At 47.6% G+C, this 21926-nt stretch carries 21 protein-coding genes; 16 read left to right on the top strand and 5 right to left on the bottom strand.

All coding sequences use genetic code 11. The features are described from left to right. Positions 1 to 1479, bottom strand: coding sequence for an Asp-tRNA(Asn)/Glu-tRNA(Gln) amidotransferase subunit GatA (gatA, locus tag HH301_RS09345; RefSeq protein ID WP_169568639.1), 1479 nt, complete (start codon positions 1477 to 1479; stop codon positions 1 to 3). Continuing rightward, positions 1479 to 1766 (bottom strand): Asp-tRNA(Asn)/Glu-tRNA(Gln) amidotransferase subunit GatC, encoded by a 288-nt coding sequence (gene gatC, locus HH301_RS09340; RefSeq protein ID WP_169568638.1) that lies wholly within the window; start codon positions 1764 to 1766, stop codon positions 1479 to 1481. The genes gatA and gatC overlap by 1 nt, the downstream gene beginning before the upstream one ends. A gap of 36 nt (positions 1767 to 1802) precedes the next feature. Here gatC and ruvX point away from each other — a divergent pair, with 36 nt between their 5' ends. Next, positions 1803 to 2330, top strand: coding sequence for a Holliday junction resolvase RuvX (gene ruvX / locus HH301_RS09335; RefSeq protein WP_240969445.1), 528 nt, complete (start codon positions 1803 to 1805; stop codon positions 2328 to 2330). 8 nt (positions 2331 to 2338) lie between these two features. Here ruvX and HH301_RS09330 read toward each other — a convergent pair whose 3' ends face one another. Beyond that, positions 2339 to 3886, bottom strand: coding sequence for a sensor histidine kinase (locus HH301_RS09330; RefSeq protein ID WP_169568637.1), 1548 nt, complete (start codon positions 3884 to 3886; stop codon positions 2339 to 2341). A 231-nt stretch (positions 3887 to 4117) separates the two neighbouring features. Here HH301_RS09330 and HH301_RS09325 point away from each other — a divergent pair, with 231 nt between their 5' ends. From HH301_RS09325 to rpmG, 11 genes are all read left to right on the top strand, one after another. After that, a complete protein-coding gene (locus tag HH301_RS09325) occupies positions 4118 to 5065 on the top strand; it encodes an aspartate carbamoyltransferase catalytic subunit (RefSeq protein ID WP_169568636.1) in 948 nt (315 codons plus the stop codon). Next, positions 5062 to 6360: a dihydroorotase gene (gene pyrC / locus HH301_RS09320; RefSeq protein WP_169568635.1), complete on the top strand. Its 1299-nt coding sequence runs from the start codon at positions 5062 to 5064 to the stop codon at positions 6358 to 6360. The genes HH301_RS09325 and pyrC overlap by 4 nt, the downstream gene beginning before the upstream one ends. Before the next feature lies 1 nt (position 6361). Next, positions 6362 to 7015: a glycerol-3-phosphate 1-O-acyltransferase PlsY gene (plsY, locus tag HH301_RS09315; protein ID WP_169568634.1), complete on the top strand. Its 654-nt coding sequence runs from the start codon at positions 6362 to 6364 to the stop codon at positions 7013 to 7015. Positions 7016 to 7088: 73 nt separating this feature from the next. Beyond that, positions 7089 to 8210, top strand: coding sequence for a DNA-processing protein DprA (gene dprA / locus HH301_RS09310; protein ID WP_169568633.1), 1122 nt, complete (start codon positions 7089 to 7091; stop codon positions 8208 to 8210). A 70-nt stretch (positions 8211 to 8280) separates the two neighbouring features. After that, positions 8281 to 10902, top strand: a complete 2622-nt coding sequence (topA, locus tag HH301_RS09305) for a type I DNA topoisomerase (protein ID WP_169568631.1) — start codon at positions 8281 to 8283, stop codon at positions 10900 to 10902. Between the two features lie 74 nt (positions 10903 to 10976). Beyond that, on the top strand, positions 10977 to 13292 hold the full coding sequence (gene rnr, locus HH301_RS09300) for a ribonuclease R (protein ID WP_169568630.1): 2316 nt from the start codon (positions 10977 to 10979) through the stop codon (positions 13290 to 13292). Between the two features lie 115 nt (positions 13293 to 13407). Then, positions 13408 to 13806, top strand: a complete 399-nt coding sequence (locus HH301_RS09295) for a DUF983 domain-containing protein (RefSeq protein WP_169568628.1) — start codon at positions 13408 to 13410, stop codon at positions 13804 to 13806. A 77-nt stretch (positions 13807 to 13883) separates the two neighbouring features. Then, complete coding sequence (locus HH301_RS09290; protein ID WP_169568627.1) at positions 13884 to 14603, top strand: NUDIX hydrolase; 720 nt, start codon at positions 13884 to 13886, stop codon at positions 14601 to 14603. After that, a complete protein-coding gene (locus HH301_RS09285) occupies positions 14600 to 15238 on the top strand; it encodes an NUDIX hydrolase (RefSeq protein ID WP_169568625.1) in 639 nt (212 codons plus the stop codon). The genes HH301_RS09290 and HH301_RS09285 overlap by 4 nt, the downstream gene beginning before the upstream one ends. A gap of 8 nt (positions 15239 to 15246) precedes the next feature. Further along, positions 15247 to 16386, top strand: coding sequence for an MFS transporter (locus HH301_RS09280; RefSeq protein ID WP_169568624.1), 1140 nt, complete (start codon positions 15247 to 15249; stop codon positions 16384 to 16386). A 126-nt stretch (positions 16387 to 16512) separates the two neighbouring features. Beyond that, positions 16513 to 16680: a 50S ribosomal protein L33 gene (rpmG, locus tag HH301_RS09275; RefSeq protein ID WP_169544820.1), complete on the top strand. Its 168-nt coding sequence runs from the start codon at positions 16513 to 16515 to the stop codon at positions 16678 to 16680. A gap of 137 nt (positions 16681 to 16817) precedes the next feature. Here rpmG and HH301_RS09270 read toward each other — a convergent pair whose 3' ends face one another. After that, entirely contained in the window at positions 16818 to 18182 is a 1365-nt protein-coding gene (locus HH301_RS09270; protein WP_169568623.1) for a PleD family two-component system response regulator, read from the bottom strand. Positions 18183 to 18185: 3 nt separating this feature from the next. Then, on the bottom strand, positions 18186 to 18563 hold the full coding sequence (locus HH301_RS09265; protein ID WP_169568622.1) for a response regulator: 378 nt from the start codon (positions 18561 to 18563) through the stop codon (positions 18186 to 18188). Positions 18564 to 18775: 212 nt separating this feature from the next. Here HH301_RS09265 and HH301_RS17975 point away from each other — a divergent pair, with 212 nt between their 5' ends. The 4 genes from HH301_RS17975 to HH301_RS09245 are packed head-to-tail and all read left to right on the top strand — an operon-like array spanning position 18776 to position 21921. Then, positions 18776 to 19048: a DUF3572 domain-containing protein gene (locus HH301_RS17975; protein WP_169568620.1), complete on the top strand. Its 273-nt coding sequence runs from the start codon at positions 18776 to 18778 to the stop codon at positions 19046 to 19048. 3 nt (positions 19049 to 19051) lie between these two features. Continuing rightward, a complete protein-coding gene (locus HH301_RS09255) occupies positions 19052 to 19723 on the top strand; it encodes an HAD family hydrolase (protein ID WP_169568619.1) in 672 nt (223 codons plus the stop codon). Further along, a complete protein-coding gene (locus HH301_RS09250; protein ID WP_169568618.1) occupies positions 19723 to 20616 on the top strand; it encodes an ROK family protein in 894 nt (297 codons plus the stop codon). Before HH301_RS09255 ends, HH301_RS09250 begins: the two co-directional genes overlap by 1 nt. Before the next feature lie 21 nt (positions 20617 to 20637). Continuing rightward, complete coding sequence (locus HH301_RS09245) at positions 20638 to 21921, top strand: DNA polymerase IV (protein ID WP_169568617.1); 1284 nt, start codon at positions 20638 to 20640, stop codon at positions 21919 to 21921. The last annotated feature ends 5 nt before the right edge of the window (positions 21922 to 21926 follow it).

Raw genomic sequence — 21926 nt, 5'->3', positions numbered from 1 at the left:
TTAGCCCCTCCACCATGCATCTGGTGTTGCTGTAAAGTCAGCGGCTTCTTCCAGAACACCCGCTGTCCGAATTACGGTTTCCTCATCAAAAGGACGACCAAGTAGTTGCAATCCAAGAGGCAATCCGTTGGACGACAGACCCGCAGGCACAGAAATACCAGGCAATCCAGCCAGGCTGGCGGGAACTGTAAAGACATCATTGAGATACATTTCCAAAGGATCATCACCCTTTTCACCGATAGCGAAAGCCGCACTCGGCGCAGTTGGAGTCAGTATTGTATCAACAGTCTTAAAGGCTTCCTTGAAGTCATCTGCAATGCGCGTCCGAACTTTTTGTGCTTTCAGGTAGTAGGCGTCGTAATAACCTGCTGACAAAGCATAGGTTCCAATCAAAATTCTACGCTTCACCTCGTCGCCGAAGCCAGCAGCCCGGGTTCGAGAATACATATCGGCAAGATCCTCACCTTCAACCCGAAGACCATAGCGCACACCATCATAGCGCGCCAGGTTGCTGGAAGCTTCGGCAGGTGCCACAATATAGTAAGCTGGCAAAGCGTATTTTGTATGAGGAAGGCTGATCTCGACAATTTCAGCACCAGCTGACTTCAACCAATCAATGCCTTGATCCCAAAGTTTAGTTATCTCATCACTCATGCCGTCCATGCGATATTCTTTTGGAATGCCGACTTTTAGCCCGCGAACATCGCCTGTTAGCGCTGCCTCAAAATTGGGAACAGCCATATCAACGCTGGTGCTGTCTTTTGGATCAAATCCAGCCATTGCTTCAAGCATGATGGCGGCATCTCGAACACTCCGCGTCATGGGTCCTGCCTGATCGAGGCTGGACGCAAAAGCCACCACACCCCAACGGGAACAGCGACCATATGTGGGTTTCATACCTACAATCCCGGTGAAGGCTGCTGGCTGACGGATAGATCCACCTGTGTCTGTTCCGGTTGCCCCCATTGCAATATGAGAGGAAACAGCGCTTGCGGATCCACCAGAGGAACCACCGGGGACCAGTGGCTGGTCATCCTCAGTCCGGCGCCAGGGGTTAATTACATTCCCGTAGTAACTCGTCTCGTTGGAGGATCCCATGGCAAACTCATCAAGGTTCACCTTACCGAGCATGACAGCACCTTCATTCCAAAGGTTTGTTGTGACTGTGCTTTCATACTGAGGCTTGAAACCATCCAAAATGTGCGATGCCGCTGTCGTCAGCGTGCCTTCTGTACAGAAAAGATCTTTAATGGCAACTGGAATACCTTCCATCTTACCACCCTCGCCCTTTGCCAAACGATCATCAGATACAGTCGCACCTTCAATCGCTTTTTCCGGGGTTTCTGTGATAAACGCGTTCAAGCCTTTAGCACTTTCCATTGCCGTGATATGAGCGGCAGTCAATTCCCGGGCCGAGAATTTTTTCGCTGCCAACCCATCCCGGGCTTCAGCGATTGTCAGTTTAGTTAAATCACTCATTACTCGATCACCTTCGGAACACCAAAGAAACCATCCACTTCAGACGGTGCATTTGCGACGACTTTCTCCTGATACCCACCATCGGTGACCTCATCTTCCCGCCAACGCAATTGCATTTCAGCAACGGAAGTCATAGGTGCGACGTTATCTGTATCAACCTCACCCAGCTGTTCGACCCAGCCGAGGATGGAGTTCAGTTCGCTGGCCAAATGATCCAGGTCTTCTTCTTCAACCCGAATTCTGGCCAAATTGGCTACTTTTGCCACAGTGGCTTTATCAAGCGACATTTGTCACCCTTTGTTGTATTAAGAGGCGTATTCCGGATGGTCGGCCCGGAACTGCAGTTTTCATTTCCAGAAGGCCAAACCGACGATGGCCGCAAATTAGCGCAACCAATGCTCCTCGGCAACCCCAGTCATCTGAAACATTTTATTGCTCTTGACCAACGTCTGCTTGGCTTTGACCCTGGCACGAAAACTTTGGGCACTGCGATTTCGGATACATCTCTAAAAGTCGCGACGCCACTGAAGACAATTCAACGCAAAAAGTTCCGCGATGACGTCGCAGAAATCCGGAAAATTGTTGAAGAACATAATATTGGCGGCTTTGTTATTGGCCTTCCCCTCAACATGGATGGCTCAGAAGGTCCTCGTGTCCATTCGTGCAAACAGTTTCAAAAAAATCTGGATGAGGCTTTTGACCTGCCAGCATGCTTTTGGGATGAGCGGCTCTCGACGGTAGCAGTCACGCGTACATTATTGGACGCTGACGCCTCTCGAAAGCGAAGAGGAGAAGTTGTAGATAAAATGGCGGCTGCCTTTATTCTACAAGGTGCCCTCGATTCTCTTTGAAAAGTAACTCAACCAACCAGCCTTTTTTCAGGTAACTGCAATTTAACTTCAGTTCCTTTTAAAAGCTCGCTTTCGATAGTCAGACTACCACCGTGCATTTCCAAAAGCTTCCGCGCAATCGGCAGTCCTAAGCCTGCGCCATTATAATTTTTCGCATAGCTGTTTTTTTCTGCCTGCCCGAAAGGAGCCATGGCCAGCGCAATAGTTTCTCCACTCATCCCAATCCCAGAATCCTTAATGGAGATTTGCAGTGCCCCTTGAGTGGAAACCACAACGTCCACATCGCGGCCTGAAGAAAACTTAAGCCCGTTCTCTATGAGTTTTTTAACTGACTGACGAAACCGTCTTTTATCTGCAAGTATCATGACCTCCTGGCAGTCAGCCGCCAAATTCACCTGACCACAACAAGGTTGATTTTCCAAACTCGCAACGAGATCACGTAGGTAAGAGAGCAATTCAAATCTTTCCTCTATCAGTTCAAGTTCATTCACTTCCATGCGTGTCAGATCAAGAAGATCATTAATAAGTTCCAGAAGATTTTGGCCACCCGCATGAATATATTCGGCATATTCTTCAACTGTTGCACTGGCAAACTTGATTTGCGGGTCTTTCAAAAGCGAACTAAAGCCGATAACTGCATTTAAAGGTGTTCTCAGTTCGTGGCTCATATTTGCTAGAAAATTTGATTTCGCTTTACTGGCCGCAGCTGCATCCTCCAACGCCTGCCGGAGTTTATTTTCGGTGGTCTTCAATTCAGTAACGTCCTTCATCGTAAAGACGAAGTAGGAGATTTCACCAACTTTCTCGAAAACAGGTGAAGCCGAAAGTTTAACCCATAAATTATTCTGAGCTGTCCCCTGAAAACAAACTTGGCCTTTCCAGTTTGAGTTCTCTGCCAAGGACGACCAAAGCTCAATTGCATCTTCTGTGTTCAGGGCAGACCTCAGAAAGAAGTTCATGCCAGAGCCTTTAAATTCTTCAAGATTCCGACCAAACATCTCTTCAAAACAAGGATTTACATATTCAACTTTCAACTCAGGATCAGCAATAACAACGGCATCAGGCATTTCTTCAACAACCCTGGTCAAAGTGCGTAAGGCCCCGTTTTTGAAATTCCGGACAGTCACGTCCTTTAAAATGGATAGAACTGCCTTCTTTTTATTCCAGGTTATGACCTGGCTTTTAATTTCAACAGAAACTGGCTCTTGGTCCAGATTACGAAGCACGTAATCTATCGCAGGCGTGATCTTGTCTGAGCCAAGGACCTCTCTGGAGCGCCTTAATAACTGGGCTTCAAAAGCGGGATCAACATGGTCCTTCAAGAAAACCCCAACCAAGGAAAATCCACAGTCATAACCGAGAAGTTGAGCTGCCATTGTATTTCCATAGACAACTTTCCCCTCTTCATGAATGAGAACACCACAATCATTCAACTCAGCTAAAACTCGAAAGTGATCCAATAAATCCTGCTGATCAGAATGAGGATTAGAAATGCAAGGCTGAAAACACCTATCCCCAACCGAAGTCTCCACCACTTCAGCGCGATCAAAAAACATGTACCATCCTAAACACTAATTAAAAATCAAGCCTGAGCTTACCATCGCGCGGATCTTATTTCTGAATCTAGATCTGCAACATTGATCCAAATCAACGGCATTCAAAATTGTTTTAGATAAAACATTTATAATGCAAAATATGCACGCATCTTAAAGCTCTCTATTTTGTCGAAGATTGGATAAAGTTAACATTGCCCCAAATGAAACTGTAACGTATATAATGCCCCTTTAATGACACAGACAGCAAAACACCAATTTGCCCACCGGCATCTGCTTGATATTGCCCGCCTTTCGGAAGGGGATATCAATCTACTTTTGGACACAGCAGAAACCTATGTGGACAAATCTCGAACCGGCGACAAGAAACTTTCTCTGTTGCGGGGACGAACCCAAATCAATCTCTTCTTTGAAAACTCGACCCGCACCAGAACATCCTTTGAACTTGCGGGCAAACGGCTTGGCGCTGATGTTATCAACATGTCAGTTAGCTCCAGTTCCGTAAAGAAGGGGGAGACCCTCATAGACACGGCAATGACGTTGAATGCCATGCACCCAGATGTTCTGGTCATACGTCATTCGGACTCTGGCGCCCCTCACCTCCTATCTCAGAAAGTGGATTGCGCAGTTATTAATGGCGGAGATGGGAGCCATGAACATCCAACACAGGCCCTGCTGGATGCCCTGACGATCAGAAATCGAAAAGGAAAGCTGGCCGGGCTCACAGTTGCGATCTGCGGTGATATTCTGCACAGCCGGGTAGCAAGATCCAATATCGCCCTTCTCAACATTATGGGAGCGCGTGTTCGGATAGTTGGACCTCCAACGCTGATCCCTTCAAACGCGAAAACCTTGGGTGTGGAAGTTTACCACAACATGAAGGAAGGACTTAAAGACGCGGATATTGTCATGATGCTGCGCCTGCAGACCGAGCGGATGCAAGGGGCTTATGTCCCGTCAATTCGAGAATACTTCCATTTCTATGGCTTGGATAAACAGAAACTATCTGTTGCCAAGGAAGATGCCCTTATCATGCATCCCGGTCCCATGAACCGGGGCGTAGAAATCGACTCAGAGCTCGCGGACGATCTAAACATCAGTGCGATCTCTGAACAGGTAGAAATGGGAGTTGCAGTGCGGATGGCCTGTCTTGATTTGCTGACACGGGGAGATGCGCAATGAACCAAAACAGCTTCGCCATTCTAAATGCTCGCCTTCTCGATCCTGCAACAGACACGGACACAATTGGTGGAATACTGGTTGAAGACGGCCTGGTCAAAGACTGGGGCGCCCACCTGAACAAGGAAGCCTTATCCAGTGAAATAGAGGTGATCGATGCTGAAGGTCACTGCCTGATCCCAGGTCTTGTTGATGCCCATGCTTATCTCTGTGAGCCGGGTAAGGAACACAGGGAAACCATGGCAACAGCAGGCCTTGCCGCTGCAGCAGGTGGTATCACCACCATCAATGCATTTCCCGCGACAGAACCTGTGATTGATGATCCGTCTCTGGTCGAAATGGTAAAACGTCGGGCGCTGGAAACCTGTCCAGTCAATATCTGCATCACAGGTGCTCTCACCCGTAACCTGGACGGCAAAGAAATGGCCGAACTAGGACTGTTATCTGAAGCTGGCGTTGTTGCCTTCAGCGATGGTCAATTCGCTATCAGTGACATCAACCTGATGAAGCGGGCATTGTCTTATTCCACACTCTTTGACAAACCTGTAATCGTGCACGCAGAGGAGCCAAACCTTGCGGGTGATGGCGTGATTACAGGCGGGCGCACCGCAACCTTTATGGGCCTCAAGTCCATCCCCTCCTGCGCAGAAGCGATATTGGTTGAACGAGATATTCGTCTAGCTGCAATGACCGGTGCCAAATGGCATGCTGCACATTTGAGCACAGCAGATGCCCTCAATTCCATAAGACGGGCAAAGGATCAGCAGATTTCCGTAACAGCAGGAACCGCCCCTCATTATCACGCATTGAATGATCTTGAAGTTGGGGAATACAGAACTTTTGCCCGAGTCTCTCCGCCACTTCGAACTGAAGAAGACCGAATGGCCTTGGTAGAAGCCCTTGTTGATGGAACTATTGATGTAATCTCATCCCAGCATCTTCCGCAAAGTGCAGACAGCAAGCGCCTTCCCTTTGCGCAAGCCAAGCCTGGCGTAAGCGGGTTGGAAACAATGCTCCCCGTCAGCCTACGCCTGTATCATAACCAGCAAATGGGTTTGTTACCGCTTCTTCGAACCATGACTGTGGCTCCCGCCAAATTGCTGGGACTTGATAAAGGTCGCATTGAAAAAGGCAAAGCTGCTGACCTTTGTCTCATTAACTTGGACAAGCCTTGGCAAGTTGTCGGAACTGATTTACTGTCAAAATCAAAAAACACCGCTTTTGATGGGCACCTTTTGCAAGGAAAGGTCCTGAAAACTTGGGTTGGTGGTAAATGTATTTTTGACGGGGGAAAATAGTATGCCGGAGCCACTTGGAGACTTCAGCTACACCTGGCCCTTTCTGGCCGCAGCGATTATTGGGTATCTAATCGGCTCCATTCCGTTCGGTCTTGTCCTGACGCGTTTGGCCGGTCTTGGCGATATCCGCAAGATCGGTTCTGGAAATATTGGCACGACAAATGTACTCAGAACTGGCAACAAGTCTCTTGCACTTCTGACATTATTGCTCGACGGCGGCAAAGGCGCAGTTGTCGTCGTTCTGGCAAACCTGTTTTTGACCCAAGATTACGCCGTGCTTGCAGGAGGAGCAGCGTTTCTAGGGCACCTTTTTCCCATCTGGTTGAAATTCAAAGGCGGCAAAGGCGTTGCCACTTTTCTGGGAGTCATGCTCGCCATATCCTGGCCGGCTGGAATTGCAGCGGCTTTAACTTGGCTTGCTGTTGCTTTGATTTTTCGGATTTCGTCCCTCTCCGCGCTTGTTTCAGCCACGTTGTCACCGCTTTACCTATATTACCTGTCCCTAAATCCTGTTGACGAGACTGTTTTCTATGGAGACCTGCAGCGCATTGAACTTAGCGTTTTCATGGCAGCTCTTATTTTTATCCGTCATCATCAAAACATTGGACGTCTGGTCAAAGGGCAGGAGCCGAAAATCGGTAAAAAAAATTCATAACCCATTGATATTAATAAATAATATTTATTTTAAGTTGTTGACGCGCGGGTTTTAATCTCACACTATTTCCGCTATGAATAGTGTAAAAACGTTATCTGCTGATGAAAAACTGGACTGGCTACAACTGATCCGCTCTGAGAATGTGGGGCCAGTGACCTTTCATCATCTTATTGAAAAATATGGAACCGCAGATCGGGCTCTAGATAGGATCCCGGAGCTTGCTGAAAAAGGTGGCGCAAAGCGAAAAATCCGAATTCATTCTCGAAAAGAAACAAAAGCTGAAGCGGAAGCACTCATCAATCTGGGAGGGGAATTGATCACTTCTATTGAACCGGATTACCCACCCCGGCTGCGTCAAATCTATGACCCTCCACCTGTTATCAGTATTCTGGGGCATAAAGGACTTCTACAAAAACATAGCATCGGAATAGTGGGCTCTCGAAACGCATCGGCTGTCGCAAGGAAATTGACAGAGACCCTTTCTAGGGATTTAGGGCATGCAAACCTGGTCATCACATCTGGATTGGCCAGAGGTATAGACAGCGCCGCCCATCTCGCAGCTTTAGAGACAGGAACCCTCGCCGTCGTAGGAGGCGGCGTTGATATTGTGTATCCAAAGGAGAATCAGGAACTCTATGAACAAATTCGGGATCGTGGCTGCATCATCGCAGAGCAACCTCTCGGCACCCAACCGCAGGCGAGACATTTTCCAAGACGGAACCGGATAATTTCGGGCGTTAGTCTGGGTATCCTTGTCATGGAAGCAGCCCCTAAATCAGGTTCCCTCATCACCGCGCGAATGGCCCTTGAACAAGGAAGGGAAGTCTTTGCCATTCCCGGCTCTCCAATGGATCCCAGGGCGAGAGGAACCAACAATCTCATTAGAAACGGGGCATTACTTGTTGAATCGGCTGAGGAAATACTCCAAGAAATTAGTCACACCCTTAAATCTCCAGTGAGGGAACCTGACTCTGATCTTCTACCCCTTTTCAGTACCCTAAGACAGGAAGTAGAGATCTCAGATAAAGCAAGAGATTCCATAAGTATTCTCTTAAGTCACACCCCCATAAATACGGATGACTTAATCCGGCAATCTGAACTGCCCCCGTCAACTGTTTTAACGATTTTACTTGAATTAGAACTCGCAGGCAGACTAGAACGCCATTTTGGAAACAGGGTTTCCTTGATCGACTAGCGTCTCTATATATGGCAAGTACCCATATGAAAGAGTGACTGGAACCAGAACAAAACCTGTGGTGTCTTATATGAATGTCGTCGTTGTTGAGTCCCCGGCTAAAGCAAAAACCATAAACAAGTATCTTGGTAAGGATTATACCGTACTTGCCTCTTATGGACATATCCGCGATCTACCGTCCAAGGATGGGTCAGTGGAACCGGATCAGGATTTCGCGATGCATTATCAGAATGACGCTAAATCCACCAAGCACATCAAGGCTATTGCAGACGCTCTAAAAGGTGCTGAAAACCTGTATCTCGCGACTGACCCGGATCGTGAGGGCGAAGCCATTGCCTGGCATGTTCTTCAAGTGATGCAGGAAAAGAAAAAACTGAAAGACACGCATGTCAGTCGGGTTGTCTTTAACGAGATTACAAAAAAAGCCGTTCTGGATGGGATTGCCAATCCTCGTGAACTGGATATGAACCTTGTCAATGCTCAACAGGCACGGCGGGCTCTCGACTATCTAGTGGGTTTTACCCTCTCTCCAGTTTTGTGGCGCAAATTACCAGGTGCCCGCTCCGCTGGCCGCGTGCAATCTGTTGCGCTCCGCTTGATTTGTGAACGGGAGCTTGAAATAGAAGCCTTTGTGCCCGAAGAATACTGGACCATTGATGCAGATTTCAAAACACCGAAAGGTGACAGCATAACAGCTCACCTCACTCGACTGAATGGTGAAAAAGTCGAAAAATTCACCCTGCCAAATGAGGAACTGGCGAAAGCCGCTGGTGCGGCAGTTCGAAAGGGTTCCTTCATAGTTGCATCAGTTGCAAAGAAACCTGCAAAACGAAATCCTTCTCCGCCTTTCACCACCTCCACTTTGCAACAGGAAGCCTCCCGAAAATTGGGATTTGGGGCCAAGCGAACCATGTCTGTTGCTCAGAAACTTTATGAAGGCTTCGACATTGGAGGGGAGACCACAGGTCTAATCACATATATGCGGACTGACGGTGTCACACTCGCTGGAGAGGCAATTGCTTCCTGTCGGTCAGTCATTGCATCTGAATATGGCGATGAGTATGTGCCGAACAGTCCACGGCAATACAAAACAAAATCTAAGAATGCACAAGAGGCCCATGAGGCGATCCGTCCTACAGATATGAGCCGTACGCCTAAAATGATGGCGAAATATCTGGATGCTGAACATTTGAAACTTTATGAGTTGATCTGGAAACGGACCATCGCAAGCCAAATGGAAAGCGCTCAATTGGAACGCACGTCCATCGACTTTACAGACGGAGCGGGTCAGGAATTACGTGCGACCGGTAGTGTTGTTCGTTTCCCTGGCTTCCTTAAACTGTATGAAGAAGGCCAAGACGATAAACTTGATGATCAAGACGGCAAACGTCTCCCCGCTGTTAAAGAAGGGGAATCCATGGACACCCTTGATGTCAGGGAGGATCAGCATTTCACAGAACCTGCACCACGTTACACTGAAGCCAGCCTGGTCAAAAAACTCGAAGAGCTAGGGATTGGGCGACCTTCAACATACGCTTCCATCATTTCAGTACTCCAGGACCGGGATTATGTGAAGCTAGACCAGAAGCGCTTTATTCCAGAAGATAAAGGGCAGCTGGTTACGGCTTTTCTCTCCTCTTTCTTCACTCGATATGTGGAGTATGATTTCACCGCTCAACTGGAAGAGCAGCTCGACGAAATCTCTGATGCTAAAATTGACTGGAAGCAGGTTTTGCGTGACTTTTGGAGTGATTTTACGGTCTCTGTAGAGGGCACATCCGAGCTTCGTGTGGCAGATGTTCTGGAAGAACTGAACCGCGTCCTTGGCCCCCATATTTTCCCACCGAAAGAAGATGGTAGGGATCCGCGTGGATGTCCAAAATGTGATGATGGACGATTAAGTCTCAAAACAGGTCGATTTGGTGCCTTTATTGGCTGCTCAAACTATCCAGATTGCCGGTACACCCGTCAGTTGGGTGCAACAGAAGAAGAAGCGGAAGCCACACAGGATGATGGTCCCCGTATTTTGGGACTTGAGCCTAAAAGCGGATTGGAAATCTCTCTGCGGAAAGGACCGTATGGACCTTATCTGCAACTTGGTGAGGCTGAACCCAAGAAAAAGCCAAAACGCGTTTCCATTCCTAAAGATATTCCGATTGAGGACATCGATCTGGAAATTGCCCTGCAACTGGTCTCCCTTCCCCGGGAAATTGGTCCTCATCCAGAAACCGGGTCCATGATCACGGCTAACCTTGGCCGATATGGTCCATATGTGGAATGCGACAAGAAGTATGGAAAGCTGTCGAGCGGGATGGAGGTCCTTACTGTAGGTATGAACCGTGCTGTTGAACTCCTGGCAGCTTCAAAAACCCGCGGTGCCGGTCGGGCTGCACCACCACTTCGCGTTGTTGGTCAACATCCAGATGATGGTGCTGATATCAACGTGAAAGATGGCCGTTATGGACCGTATGTAACGCATGGCGGAATTAATGCGACTATTCCAAAATCATCAGACCCAATGACGATTACACTGGAAGAAGCCGTTAAGCTTTTGGCAGAGCGCGCAGAGAAGACAGGTAAAAAGCCTAAAAAAGCAGCTGCTAAAACTAAAGCTAAAGCCACCACAAAGAAAAAGGCACCAGCTAAGAAAACTGCTGCAAAGAAAAAAGCAGCGACTAAAGCTGAGTCTTGAAAGTGATTTGAGAGTGTATAGGTTGACTTTACATCTGAAGTTCAATTGCGGGTCTCCCGCGGAATTTGGTAATCGTGACCAATAGAACAAAATGGCAGGCCCATCTGCCCACCAAAGACCAAGTCCGAGAATTTATTACTTCCAGCACTGGTCCCGTTGGTAAACGGGAAATAGCCAAAGCCTTTGGGATTAAAGGTGCGGATCGGATCTACCTCAAACAGATGCTTAAAGAGCTGCTTGAGGAAGGTGTCCTGGAAAAAGGCCATCGCAGATCAATTAATCCTGCAGGAACGCTCCCGCCTGTCTTGATCATTGAAATTACCCGCATTGATGACCAGGGGGAAGCGATAGCCAAACCTGTCAAATGGGATGAAGACACTCCACCACCAGTAATCTTCGTGAACAACAAGACTGGAAACCGAAAGGGCCCTGCGCCTGGGGTTGGGGATCGTCTCTTAGCCAGAACTCACCGCCAACCAAATGGTCATTATGAAGCTAAGATCATCCGCCATCTTAAGGCTGCCGAAGGGCCCATTCTTGGTATCTTTACGCGAACAGGAAATAATGGGCGGGTTCAACCAACGGACCGAAAAAATAAAAAAGAAATTGTGATCTTGGATGAATATTCCAAGGGCGCCCAATCTGGCGAAGTCGTAATTTGCGAACTACTTCCGGGTCGACAGTTTGGCCTTCCAGAGGGAAAAATTACCGAACGCCTTGGTCCGATGGGAGATGCGCAATCAATTAGCATGATTGCGATCCACACACACGGGATCCCTTATGAATTCAGCGAAACTGTCAAAAAAGAAGCCCTGAAGGCTAAACCGGTAACTCTCGGTAAACGCACTGATCTTAGGGATGTGCCGATCCTTACCATTGACCCAGCAGATGCACGGGACCGCGACGACGCAGTCTGGGCGGCGCCTGATGATGACCCAGAAAATCCTGGGGGATGGCAAGCCATCGTTGCAATTGCAGATGTCGCCTATTATGTCCGTGCAGGATCTGCGTTAGATACATCCGCGCTGGAGCGGGGTAATTCTGTTTATTTCCCGGATCGCGTAGTTCCTATGTTGCCTCATGAACTTTCCAGTGACCTCTGCTCCCTCCATGAAGGCGTAGACCGGCCTGTGATGGCGGTTCAAATGTGGTTCGACAAAAACGGAAAGAAGCTTCGCCATAAATTTATGCGGGCGCTGATCAACTCGGTCGCGTCCCTCACCTACAGGCAAGCACAGGATTCTCATGAAGGTCATCCAGATGAGCAAACAGAACCTTTAAAGCCAATTCTGGATTCGCTCTTTGAGGCCTATAAAGCTCTAAAAAAAGCTCGCGACAAACGGGAACCTCTAGATCTGGAGCTTCCTGAGCGAAAAATTGAGCTCAACGAGGATGGCTTTATCAAGGCCGTTACCAAGAAAACTCGGTTTACAGCTCACATGCTGATCGAAGAGTTTATGATTCAGGCGAATGTTTGCGCAGCGGAAACTCTGATTAAGAAGAAACGCCCTTGCATGTTCCGCGTGCATGAGCCGCCAGATCAAGACAAACTGGAGGGCTTAAAAGAAACACTTTCCGATATGGACATCAACTTCGCCAAGGGTCAGGTCATGAAGACCGCTACCTTCAATCGGATCCTGTCGCAGGCGAAAACTGAAACAGATCGGGAGTTGGTAAGTGCTCTAGTACTCAGATCACAATCCCAGGCTGTGTACAGTCCTGATAACAGGCATCATTTCGGACTGAACCTGAAGAACTATGCCCATTTCACATCGCCTATCCGGCGTTATGCGGATTTGCTCGTTCACCGAAGCCTTATCTCCGCACACGGCTTTGGCAATGATGGTCTATCCGATGAGGTTGCCGATAACTTTGACGCCATTGGCGAGCAGATTTCCAACCTTGAGCGTCGTGCAATGCTGGCAGAGCGTCAGACCCTTGATCGCTTTACCGCTGTTTATCATGCCAACCAAGTTGACAAGATTTTTGAAGCGAAAGTCACCGGCGTAACGCGAGCAGGGTTGTTTGTCTCCCTAGAGCCAACAGGTGCTGACGCACTCGCGCCCATTTCAACTCTGGGACATGACTTTTTTATCTACGATCAAGATCGACATAAACTGATTGGTGAACGGACTGGCGTGGTCTTTCAGTTAGCCGATAAGATCATGGTCCGCCTCAGAGAAGTGGACATTCCTACGGGTAGTATGGTTGTCTCAGTTGAAGAGGAAGACGGCAGCTCCGCCTTTGATGCCAAAGCCCGAGGAAAATCGAGAAGGGCGCTGTCAAAAGGCCGTAAGCCTGGAACAGCACCGACGGGTAAACCCCGCAAAAAAAGAACGACACCCAAAGGCAAAAAGCGTGCTCAACAACGAAAATCACACCAATCCTAAGTTCGTGTGACGAGTGTAGTGAGTTTGCGGCACAATGTCGCAACCAACATATTTTAAGGGACAGGTTACCACTTCATGATATTCTAAGAATGTTGGAAAGTGTGATGGTGATGGAATGACTGAAGAAAGACCATTTGGAACTTCTTTTTTTCGGGGATTGCGAAAAAAGTGCCCTCAGTGCGGTGAGGGCCGTGTTTTTAACGGCTACATCAAGGTGAAACCCGTATGTGATGTTTGTGGACTGGAACTTCATCACCAGCGGGCAGACGATGCGCCCCCCTATTTCACAATGCTAATCGTTCTGCATTTTGTCGGGTCAGGCATTCTGACAACACAGCAGATGTATGACTGGCCAAACTGGGTTCACATGTCAATCTGGATTCCGGCAGCCACGATTGCTTCTCTTCTACTACTCCCGCCTATCAAAGGCGCGTTAATCGCTATTCAGTGGGCTCGTTTTATGCATGGCTTTAGCGGTGAGAAAGAGGGTTATACGGCTCAGCAAATTGATTAATCAATTCGTTTGATCGCCAACTACTGGACTTCTGATTTCAAAGGAGGCATTCTTAAGTAAAAACAAGGAAGCCTTCGATGGAAAATAAGAAAAAACGCGTTGTTGCGGAAGACCGTAAAGACGGTACAAAAGCCCCTCGTCCTAAAGACGCCTCCACCATCATCATCCACCGCCAGAGTGGTCCTCGTACTGAAATATTGATGGGTGAGCGCAGCTCCCGTCATAGCTTCATGCCAAACACATATGTGTTTCCAGGAGGTCGTGTTGATGCTGGCGATGCCCGCATAATTCCAGCTAAAGATTTACGCGAGGATGTGCTTGAGCGACTGTGCCGCGGGGGATGCACTCCTGCCCGCGCCCGTGCACTCGCCATTGCCGCTATCCGAGAAACTTTTGAAGAGACGGGACTTCTGATTTCCGCATCCTATGGCGCGCCCCGAAGATCCAAGCTACAAGTTTGGAATGATTTTGGAACAGTCACCTGCGGCCCTGATCTTTCAAGGCTCGACTATATCGCCAGAGCTGTTACCCCTCCGATGCGAAAAAAACGATTCAACACCCGCTTCTTCGTCCTTGATGGAAATGAAATAGAGGGCAACCTCGGGGGATCTGACGAGCTTTTGGATATGAAATGGGTCACCCTATCTGAAGCTCGGGATCTTGAGATACCAGCGATTACCGAATATATCCTGGGCGAGGTAGAAACCTACCTGAAAGAAAAGCCAAAGACTATATCGTCTTATCCGGTTAAGCTCTTTAAAATGGTCAATGGTAAGCGGGTTTATACAACAGAATGACAACCAACACGCCATTGCAACATCCAGTCAAACCTCGAGATGCCTCAAGCCTGATTATCTATGATAAGCAAGCAAGTGGCACCTATGTTCTGATGGGCAAGCGTGCCAAGGCCCATCGATTTCTCCCTAACGTCTTTGTGTTTCCGGGTGGAAGAGTTGATGCGACTGATAGCGCTATCGAAGCCCTGAGACCTTTGCAACCAACCGTATCTAAATATCTATCCAATCCAGGGGATAAATCCCATGCAATCGCCTGTGCGGCTGCTCGGGAAACCCAGGAAGAAACAGGTCTAATTCTTGGCACAGAAGAGAATGGAGACCTGAAACCCGACCTTTCCCGCGTCGAATTTCTAGCGCGGGCAATAACCCCTGCGCACAATCCGATCCGGTTCAACACGAGATTCTTAACTGTTGATGCCAATCAGATCAGCGGCGATCTTGGTGGGTCTGGAGAGCTACTGGAACTTCAATGGTTCAAAATTGAAGATGCCTTGGCGATGCCTTTAGTAGATGTGACAGAGTTTGTTTTGGAAGTCCTTAACAACAGACTTTCTTCCCACAATCATTCTGATAATATCATTCCCCTTTTCACATATAGAAATGGTAAGCCATTGATCCGTTGGCTACCCCACTAGGCAGCCAAATGCTCAAAAACAATCCGATTTATACGATTATCGCTGCCGCGACAGCGATGGGGCTGTCGGTTAGCCTATCTATTCCGCTCGTGAGCCTTGCCCTTGAAAGACGAGATGTTGGAGCGGATATTATTGGTTGGATGGGCGCCCTTCCTGCCCTTGCCTTTCTGATGGTGTCACCGCTTGTGCCTGCCCTGGCCAGGATGTTTGGTTCTGGCCCCTTACTTTGGGCTTCTATCGGGATCTGTAGTGGATCAATCTTAGGCCTGGCGTTCAGTGAGAATCTAGTTCTCTGGTTTTTGTTACGCCTATTCATTGGCGTGGGCATGTCGATCCTGTTTTTAATCAGCGAAACCTGGATAAACCAAGTTGCGAAAGAGGAAAAACGAGGGCAGACAATCGGGATCTATGTTTCTGTGCTTACTGGTGGTTTTGCCTTAGGCCCCATCTTAATCAATTTCTTGGGATCAGAGGGTTCTTTTCCGTTTATTGTATCGGCATTGATCGTTGCCTCATCAGCTTTAATCTTTCTAATTTCCAGTCATGATTATCCTAAGTTCACAGAAAAGAGCAGTTTTTCAGTTCTATCGTTTATCCGAATAGCACCAGTCATCTGTTCCGCAGCCCTGCTCCTTTCCTTCTTTGATGGAGCAGTCATGACACTACTCCCGGTCTATGGAGTTAGACACGCAATGACTGAAGGAACGGCTGTCTTAATGACCAGCACCTTATTGGCTGGAAATATCTTACTTCAGTATCCGATCGGATGGATCGCTGATCGAGTTGGTGAGAATCTTGTGATTTTAGTATGTGGTATTGTTGGACTGGGTGGCTCCCTCGCCCTTCCCTATCTAATTGGAACGACTTACTTGTTGTGGCCTGCCTTGCTCGTGTGGGGAGGTGCTGTGGTGGGCACCTACACCCTTGCTCTGGTGATTATGGGCCGACTTTTTACCGGCGCAGAACTGATCACCGCAAATGCCACAGCTGGGGTCCTTTGGGGCGTGGGTAGCCTCATAGGACCTGCTATAGGAGGGTATGCGATGAAGTTTTCATCCTCCTTTGGAATGCCCTTAGTTTTCGCAGCTTTGTGCGCTTTTTTTGTTAGCTTAAACCTTTGGCAAATTACCAAAAAACAGGTCACCTAGGCCGTTTGTAAAAAACCTGCAGATTTTTTACTGTTCTGCTTGACTTAAGCGTTTAAATCCGTATTTTTCGGGCTTCATTGATTAATTCTCCTGCACTTATTGCAGTCGGAAGACGGAGTTACTGGCATGGCTAAGCCAACTACGCTGAAAATTAAACTTGTTAGCACTGCTGGCACAGGGTTCTATTACGTAACAAAGAAGAACCCACGGACATTGACTGAAAAGATGGTCATGCGCAAATATGATCCAGTTGTCCGCAAGCATGTGGAATTCAAGGAAGCTAAAATTAAGTAACACCGTTTTTGTAACGGATTACTTTACAGCTTGTGATTCGACGAACCCTGGCATTTGCCGGGGTTTTGTCATTTGGAAAAAGCCTCCAATCCCACAGATTGGTAGGCTTTTCTCGTTTTCATTGACTGTGAGGAAAATCAGGAAGCGGTGACGACCCTATTACGTCCGTCACGCTTAGCTTGATAGAGCGCCTCGTCGGCTCTCTTAATCAAACTTTCAGTTGTTTCTTCCTGGTTGGCCATCGCAACACCGATGGAACAGGTAATATCCAATGTCAAATTGACACCAGGGATATGAAAAGGACTATCGCCAACCTCTTTTCGAAGGCGTTCAGCAACGCCCAGCGCAACTGCTAGATCAGTATCGGGCATTACGACAACAAATTCTTCGCCACCATACCGGCAAGCAAGATCAATACCGCGGACACTTTTAATCATACGGCCAGCAAATTGCTTCAACACTTCATCACCGACATCATGCCCGTGCGTGTCATTGACCTTTTTAAAGTAATCAATGTCCAAAATTAGCAGGGAAACTGGTTTATAGTCTGCCTGAGCACTTCCTTGAAGCGTTTCAAGGTGGTTGGTCATATATCGACGGTTATATAGTCCCGTTAACGAATCCGTGACCGCAAGCTCCATACTTCTATGGTAGTTATGACGTAATCTATCCTGATACTGTTTCCTCAAGACCTGGGTACGGGTCCGCACAATCAGCTCATTTTTATCGATCGGACGCATGACGTAATCGTTCACGCCAAGCTCAAGCCCTTTAACCAATTTATCTGAGTCAGCTTCATCAACGAGTGTCAAAATTGGCAATTGCCGAGTTTCTTCAAAAGTCCTGATCCGGGAACATAGCCGCAGCGGATCAAAACTGGTAGAGCCAAGACTAACAACCGCAAGATCAAAGTCCCCGCCCCTGGCAAGAACCTGAGCCTCATCCATATTGGATTCGATCGTCAGATCATATTTGTCTTCATAAATCTGACGAAGTTGTTGGCTGGAAAAATCATTATCATCAATGGCCAGGATCCGGCCCTTAATCTGCTGAGAGTTTTCATCTTCTTCTGGATTGATCACACCCAGATCAAAGCTGGTCGCCTCGCGAAGGCGGAATTCATCCATCATCATTTTCAAACGAAGCAAGGATTTAACCCGCGCAAAAAGAGCGACATCATCAACAGGTTTCGTCAGAAAATCATCAGCACCAGATTCAAGACCCTGAACACGATCTGCAGTTTCGCTAAGAGCCGTAACCATCACTACAGGAATGTGGGCTGTCTTTGGATCCTTTTTCAGCCTTTGGCAGACTTCAAAACCATCCATCTGCGGCATCATCACATCCAAAAGGATGAGATCAGGCGATTTCTCATGCGCCAACTCCAACGCATCAGGACCATTATATGCCGTGATAACGTCATAATACTCTACTGAAAGCTTGGCTTCCAATATCTTGACATTAGGGACGACGTCGTCGACGACAAGAATTCTTGCAGACATAGATTAATCTAAAAACTCTTTGACAGTGTTGATGAAATTTTCAACGGAAATTGGTTTTGCAACATACGCTTCACATCCGCCTTCGCGAATTTTTTCCTCGTCACCTTTCATTGCAAAGGCCGTCACGGCAACAACGGGAATAGAACGGAGGTTTTCATCCTCCTTAATCCACTTAGTAACTTCCAAGCCAGAGACTTCTGGCAATTGGATATCCATTAAAATGAGATCAGGCTTGTGTTCACGCGCGAGCGACAAGGCCTCCATTCCGTCCTTTGTCTGCAATGTTGAATAGCCATGCGCTTCCAAAAGGTCATGGAAAAGCTTCATGTTCAATTCATTGTCTTCAACAATCAGAACCTGTTTTTTATTATCAGAAGTCATTGGCCGGCCGCCTTGTTTCTTTAGATGACATCAGTAACCCAATATACCCTCTATATTCTAAACAGTATTTCATAGTTAATGTCCGCTCAACAGTCAGAACCAACCATAAATACCATCGCGAAACGATTAAAATGGTAATATCATCACACAATTAACAGCGATATGCTTAACATAGAGTTACAAATGCAAAAGGAATTCACTTTAAAATTACAATGAATCAAGAACTTGCTGATATAATCTCGTTTCAAGCCATAACTTACCTGTTATCTGATGAAAAAAGGATCTCCTGGCTTCTCGGTGAAACAGGATTGGACACAAATGAACTCAAAAACAACCCAGGAAACCCTGAAATCCTCGCAGGGATCCTCGATTTCTTGATGAATCACGAGAACTTGTTGCTTGAATTTTGTGAACAGTTTGACGTAGATCCCACTTCTTTTCAAAAAATCAGACACCTTTACCCCGGTTTCAATCAGGATATGTGACAGATGACAGACGGCATTCATGAAAAAGTGATTCCCCAACTTGCCGATATTAAAATTGATCCGGAGCGTCCAATGATCATCACCGATGCGGACGAGGTTCTGTTTAATTTTATGAAAGGTATGGAGATATTTCTCGAGGCGAATGGTATGTATTTCGACTGGCAATCTTTTGCCCTTCGCGGAAATATCAAGCTAAAACATGACAACTCTGCCGTTGAAGATGAAAAAATTCCACATCTATTGGATCAATTCTTTCACGATTATGCTGCAAACTTGCCGGCAGTAGAAGGCGCCGCAGAAACGCTCGAGGATCTTAGCCAACATGCTCAGGTTATCGTCCTCAGCAATGTTCCGCCTAAGTATGCGGAGAAAAGGTTGGCCGGCCTTAAAAGAGCCGGTATGGATTTCCCACTAATTGCCAATATTGGTGCGAAAGGCCGTGTGGTAAGTTACCTGACACGCTCCCTAAATCACCCTTCATTTTTTATTGATGATATTCCACATAATCACGCCTCCGTCGAAGAACATGCGGATTATGTCCATCGGCTCCACTACATTGCCGATGAGCGGCTTGCACAACTGTTGGGTCCTGCTGAAAATAGCACTGCCCGCTTGAATAATTGGACAGAACTTTCTGACCATATTCTTTCCCACATCGAAACCAAGGAAAACTAATGAGATATGGGATTGACCTTGGTGGGACCAAGACAGAAATCATCGCGCTGGACTCAAATGGCCAAGAAGTTTTCCGCAAACGTCAGCCAACGCCCCGGGGAAATTATGAGGCTATTGTGGATAACATGGCATCACTTGTGGCTGCGGCCGATGAAGCGACGGGATCTAAGGGAAGCGTCGGTGTCGGCATTCCGGGTGTTGTCTCCCCTCTCACTGGACTAGTTAAAAACGCGAATACGACTGAACTGATTGGTTTTCCTCTGGATTTAGATCTCGCAAAGCGGATTGATCGCCCCGTAAAAACTGAAAATGACGCTAATTGTTTTGCCCTATCTGAAGCAACAGATGGCGCAGGAGAAGGTGCAAAATCTGTTTTTGGAATTATTATCGGCACAGGGGTCGGTGGCGGCATTGTCATTGGCGGCAAAATCCATCGAGGCGCAAATGCTGTTGGCGGAGAATGGGGACATACTCCTCTGCCTTGGGCTAACCAAAACGAACATCCAGGACCCGCTTGTTGGTGCGGCAGAAAAGGCTGCATCGAAACTTTCCTATCTGGTCCTGGAATGAGCCAATTTCACAATGCTGTTGGCGCACACGGACCATCTGCCGAGGAAATCGTACGTCAGGCGAAAGAGGGTGATGCCGCTGCGCTGAAAAGCATTAGCATTTATGAACGACGTCTGGCGAAAGCACTATCCGGTATCGTCAATATCCTGGATCCCGAGGTCATAGTATGCGGTGGCGGCCTTTCGAATATTGAAAGACTCTACGAAAATGTTCCAAAGCTGCTTCAAGAGTATGTGTTTTCCGATGGCATCACTACTAAACTAGTTCCTGCCCGCTACGGAGACTCCTCTGGTGTGCGCGGTGCCGCATGGCTCTGGGACTAGATTTGAAAAGTAATTCATCCAATGAGCACACTCTGCCGGACATGTCTGACGAACTGGGAAGAACCTCTGCCCGCATCAGTTAAGCGCTGTCCAGAGTGTCGTTCCCCTCGCCTAATCTCCCATCCAGAACTCAACCAGCTAACAATTGCTCATATGGATTGCGATGCCTTTTATGCCGCGGTTGAAAAACGGGACAATCCCGCACTCAAAGATATACCAGTAATTGTTGCGTATGACAGCCCTAGAAGTGTAGTGAGCACCTGTTGCTACATCGCTAGAATGTATGGAGTTCGGTCGGCCATGCCCTTGTTCAAGGCAAAGAAACTATGTCCTGACGGCATAATCATCACCCCAAGAATGAGTGTTTACTCTGAAGTCAGCAAAGAAATACACGCGTTCTTTCAACAGCTCACGCCAGCCATTGAACCGCTCTCCCTGGATGAGGCCTTCCTGGATCTCACAGGAACAGAAAAACTCCATCACCGAAGCGCGGCACAATCCATGGCGAAACTGGCAAGAGATATAAGGCAATCAATTGGAATCACTGTATCCATAGGTTTAAGCTATAACAAATCGCTTGCCAAACTTGCGTCAGATCTGGACAAGCCACATGGCTATTCTGTGATCGGGAGAAAGGAAGCCCTTGAATTTCTGTCTCCTCGCCCCGTCAGTGACATCTGGGGCGTTGGAAAAGCGTTAGCCCGAAAACTGACAAGTGACGGCATAACTTCAATTGGGCAATTACAGCACAAAGAACAAGCAGATCTAGTTGCCAGATATGGGGTTATGGGAACACGCCTTTATGAGTTTGCTCGTGGCCTGGACAGCCGAAAGGTCAAGGCCGAGCGAAAAGTAAAAAGTATCTCCAACGAAACAACCTTCGAGACCGATATAGCGGATTTCCCTTACCTGCGAGATCGGCTTTGGCGGCTTTCTGAGAAAGTGTCTGAGCGGCTTAAAGCGTCACAAAAAGCAGGTAAAACCATAACCTTAAAACTCAAAACAGCTGACTTTAAGACCATCACCAGAAGTCAAACTCTGGATCACCCCACACAGCTCGCTGAAACTCTCTACCAGCATTCTGTCCAGATGCTCAACAAGATCGAAGATCAAAATCTTAAATTCCGGCTGATCGGTGTTGGTATCAGCCAATTTGGCTCGGTTGAAGACGCAGACATACCAGATCTTCTGGATACAAAATCGGGAAAGACCCGGAACATTGAAAACGCTATTGATGCAGTTCGCGCTAAGTTCGGCAGTCAATCCATCGGTAAAGGCCGAGGCCTTAAAAAATCTGATCAATAGTAAAC

This window comes from Sneathiella limimaris (genome assembly GCF_012932565.1).
Classification (GTDB): Bacteria; Pseudomonadota; Alphaproteobacteria; order Sneathiellales; family Sneathiellaceae; genus Sneathiella; species Sneathiella limimaris.
This window is presented reverse-complemented; position numbering and strand designations above follow the sequence as displayed.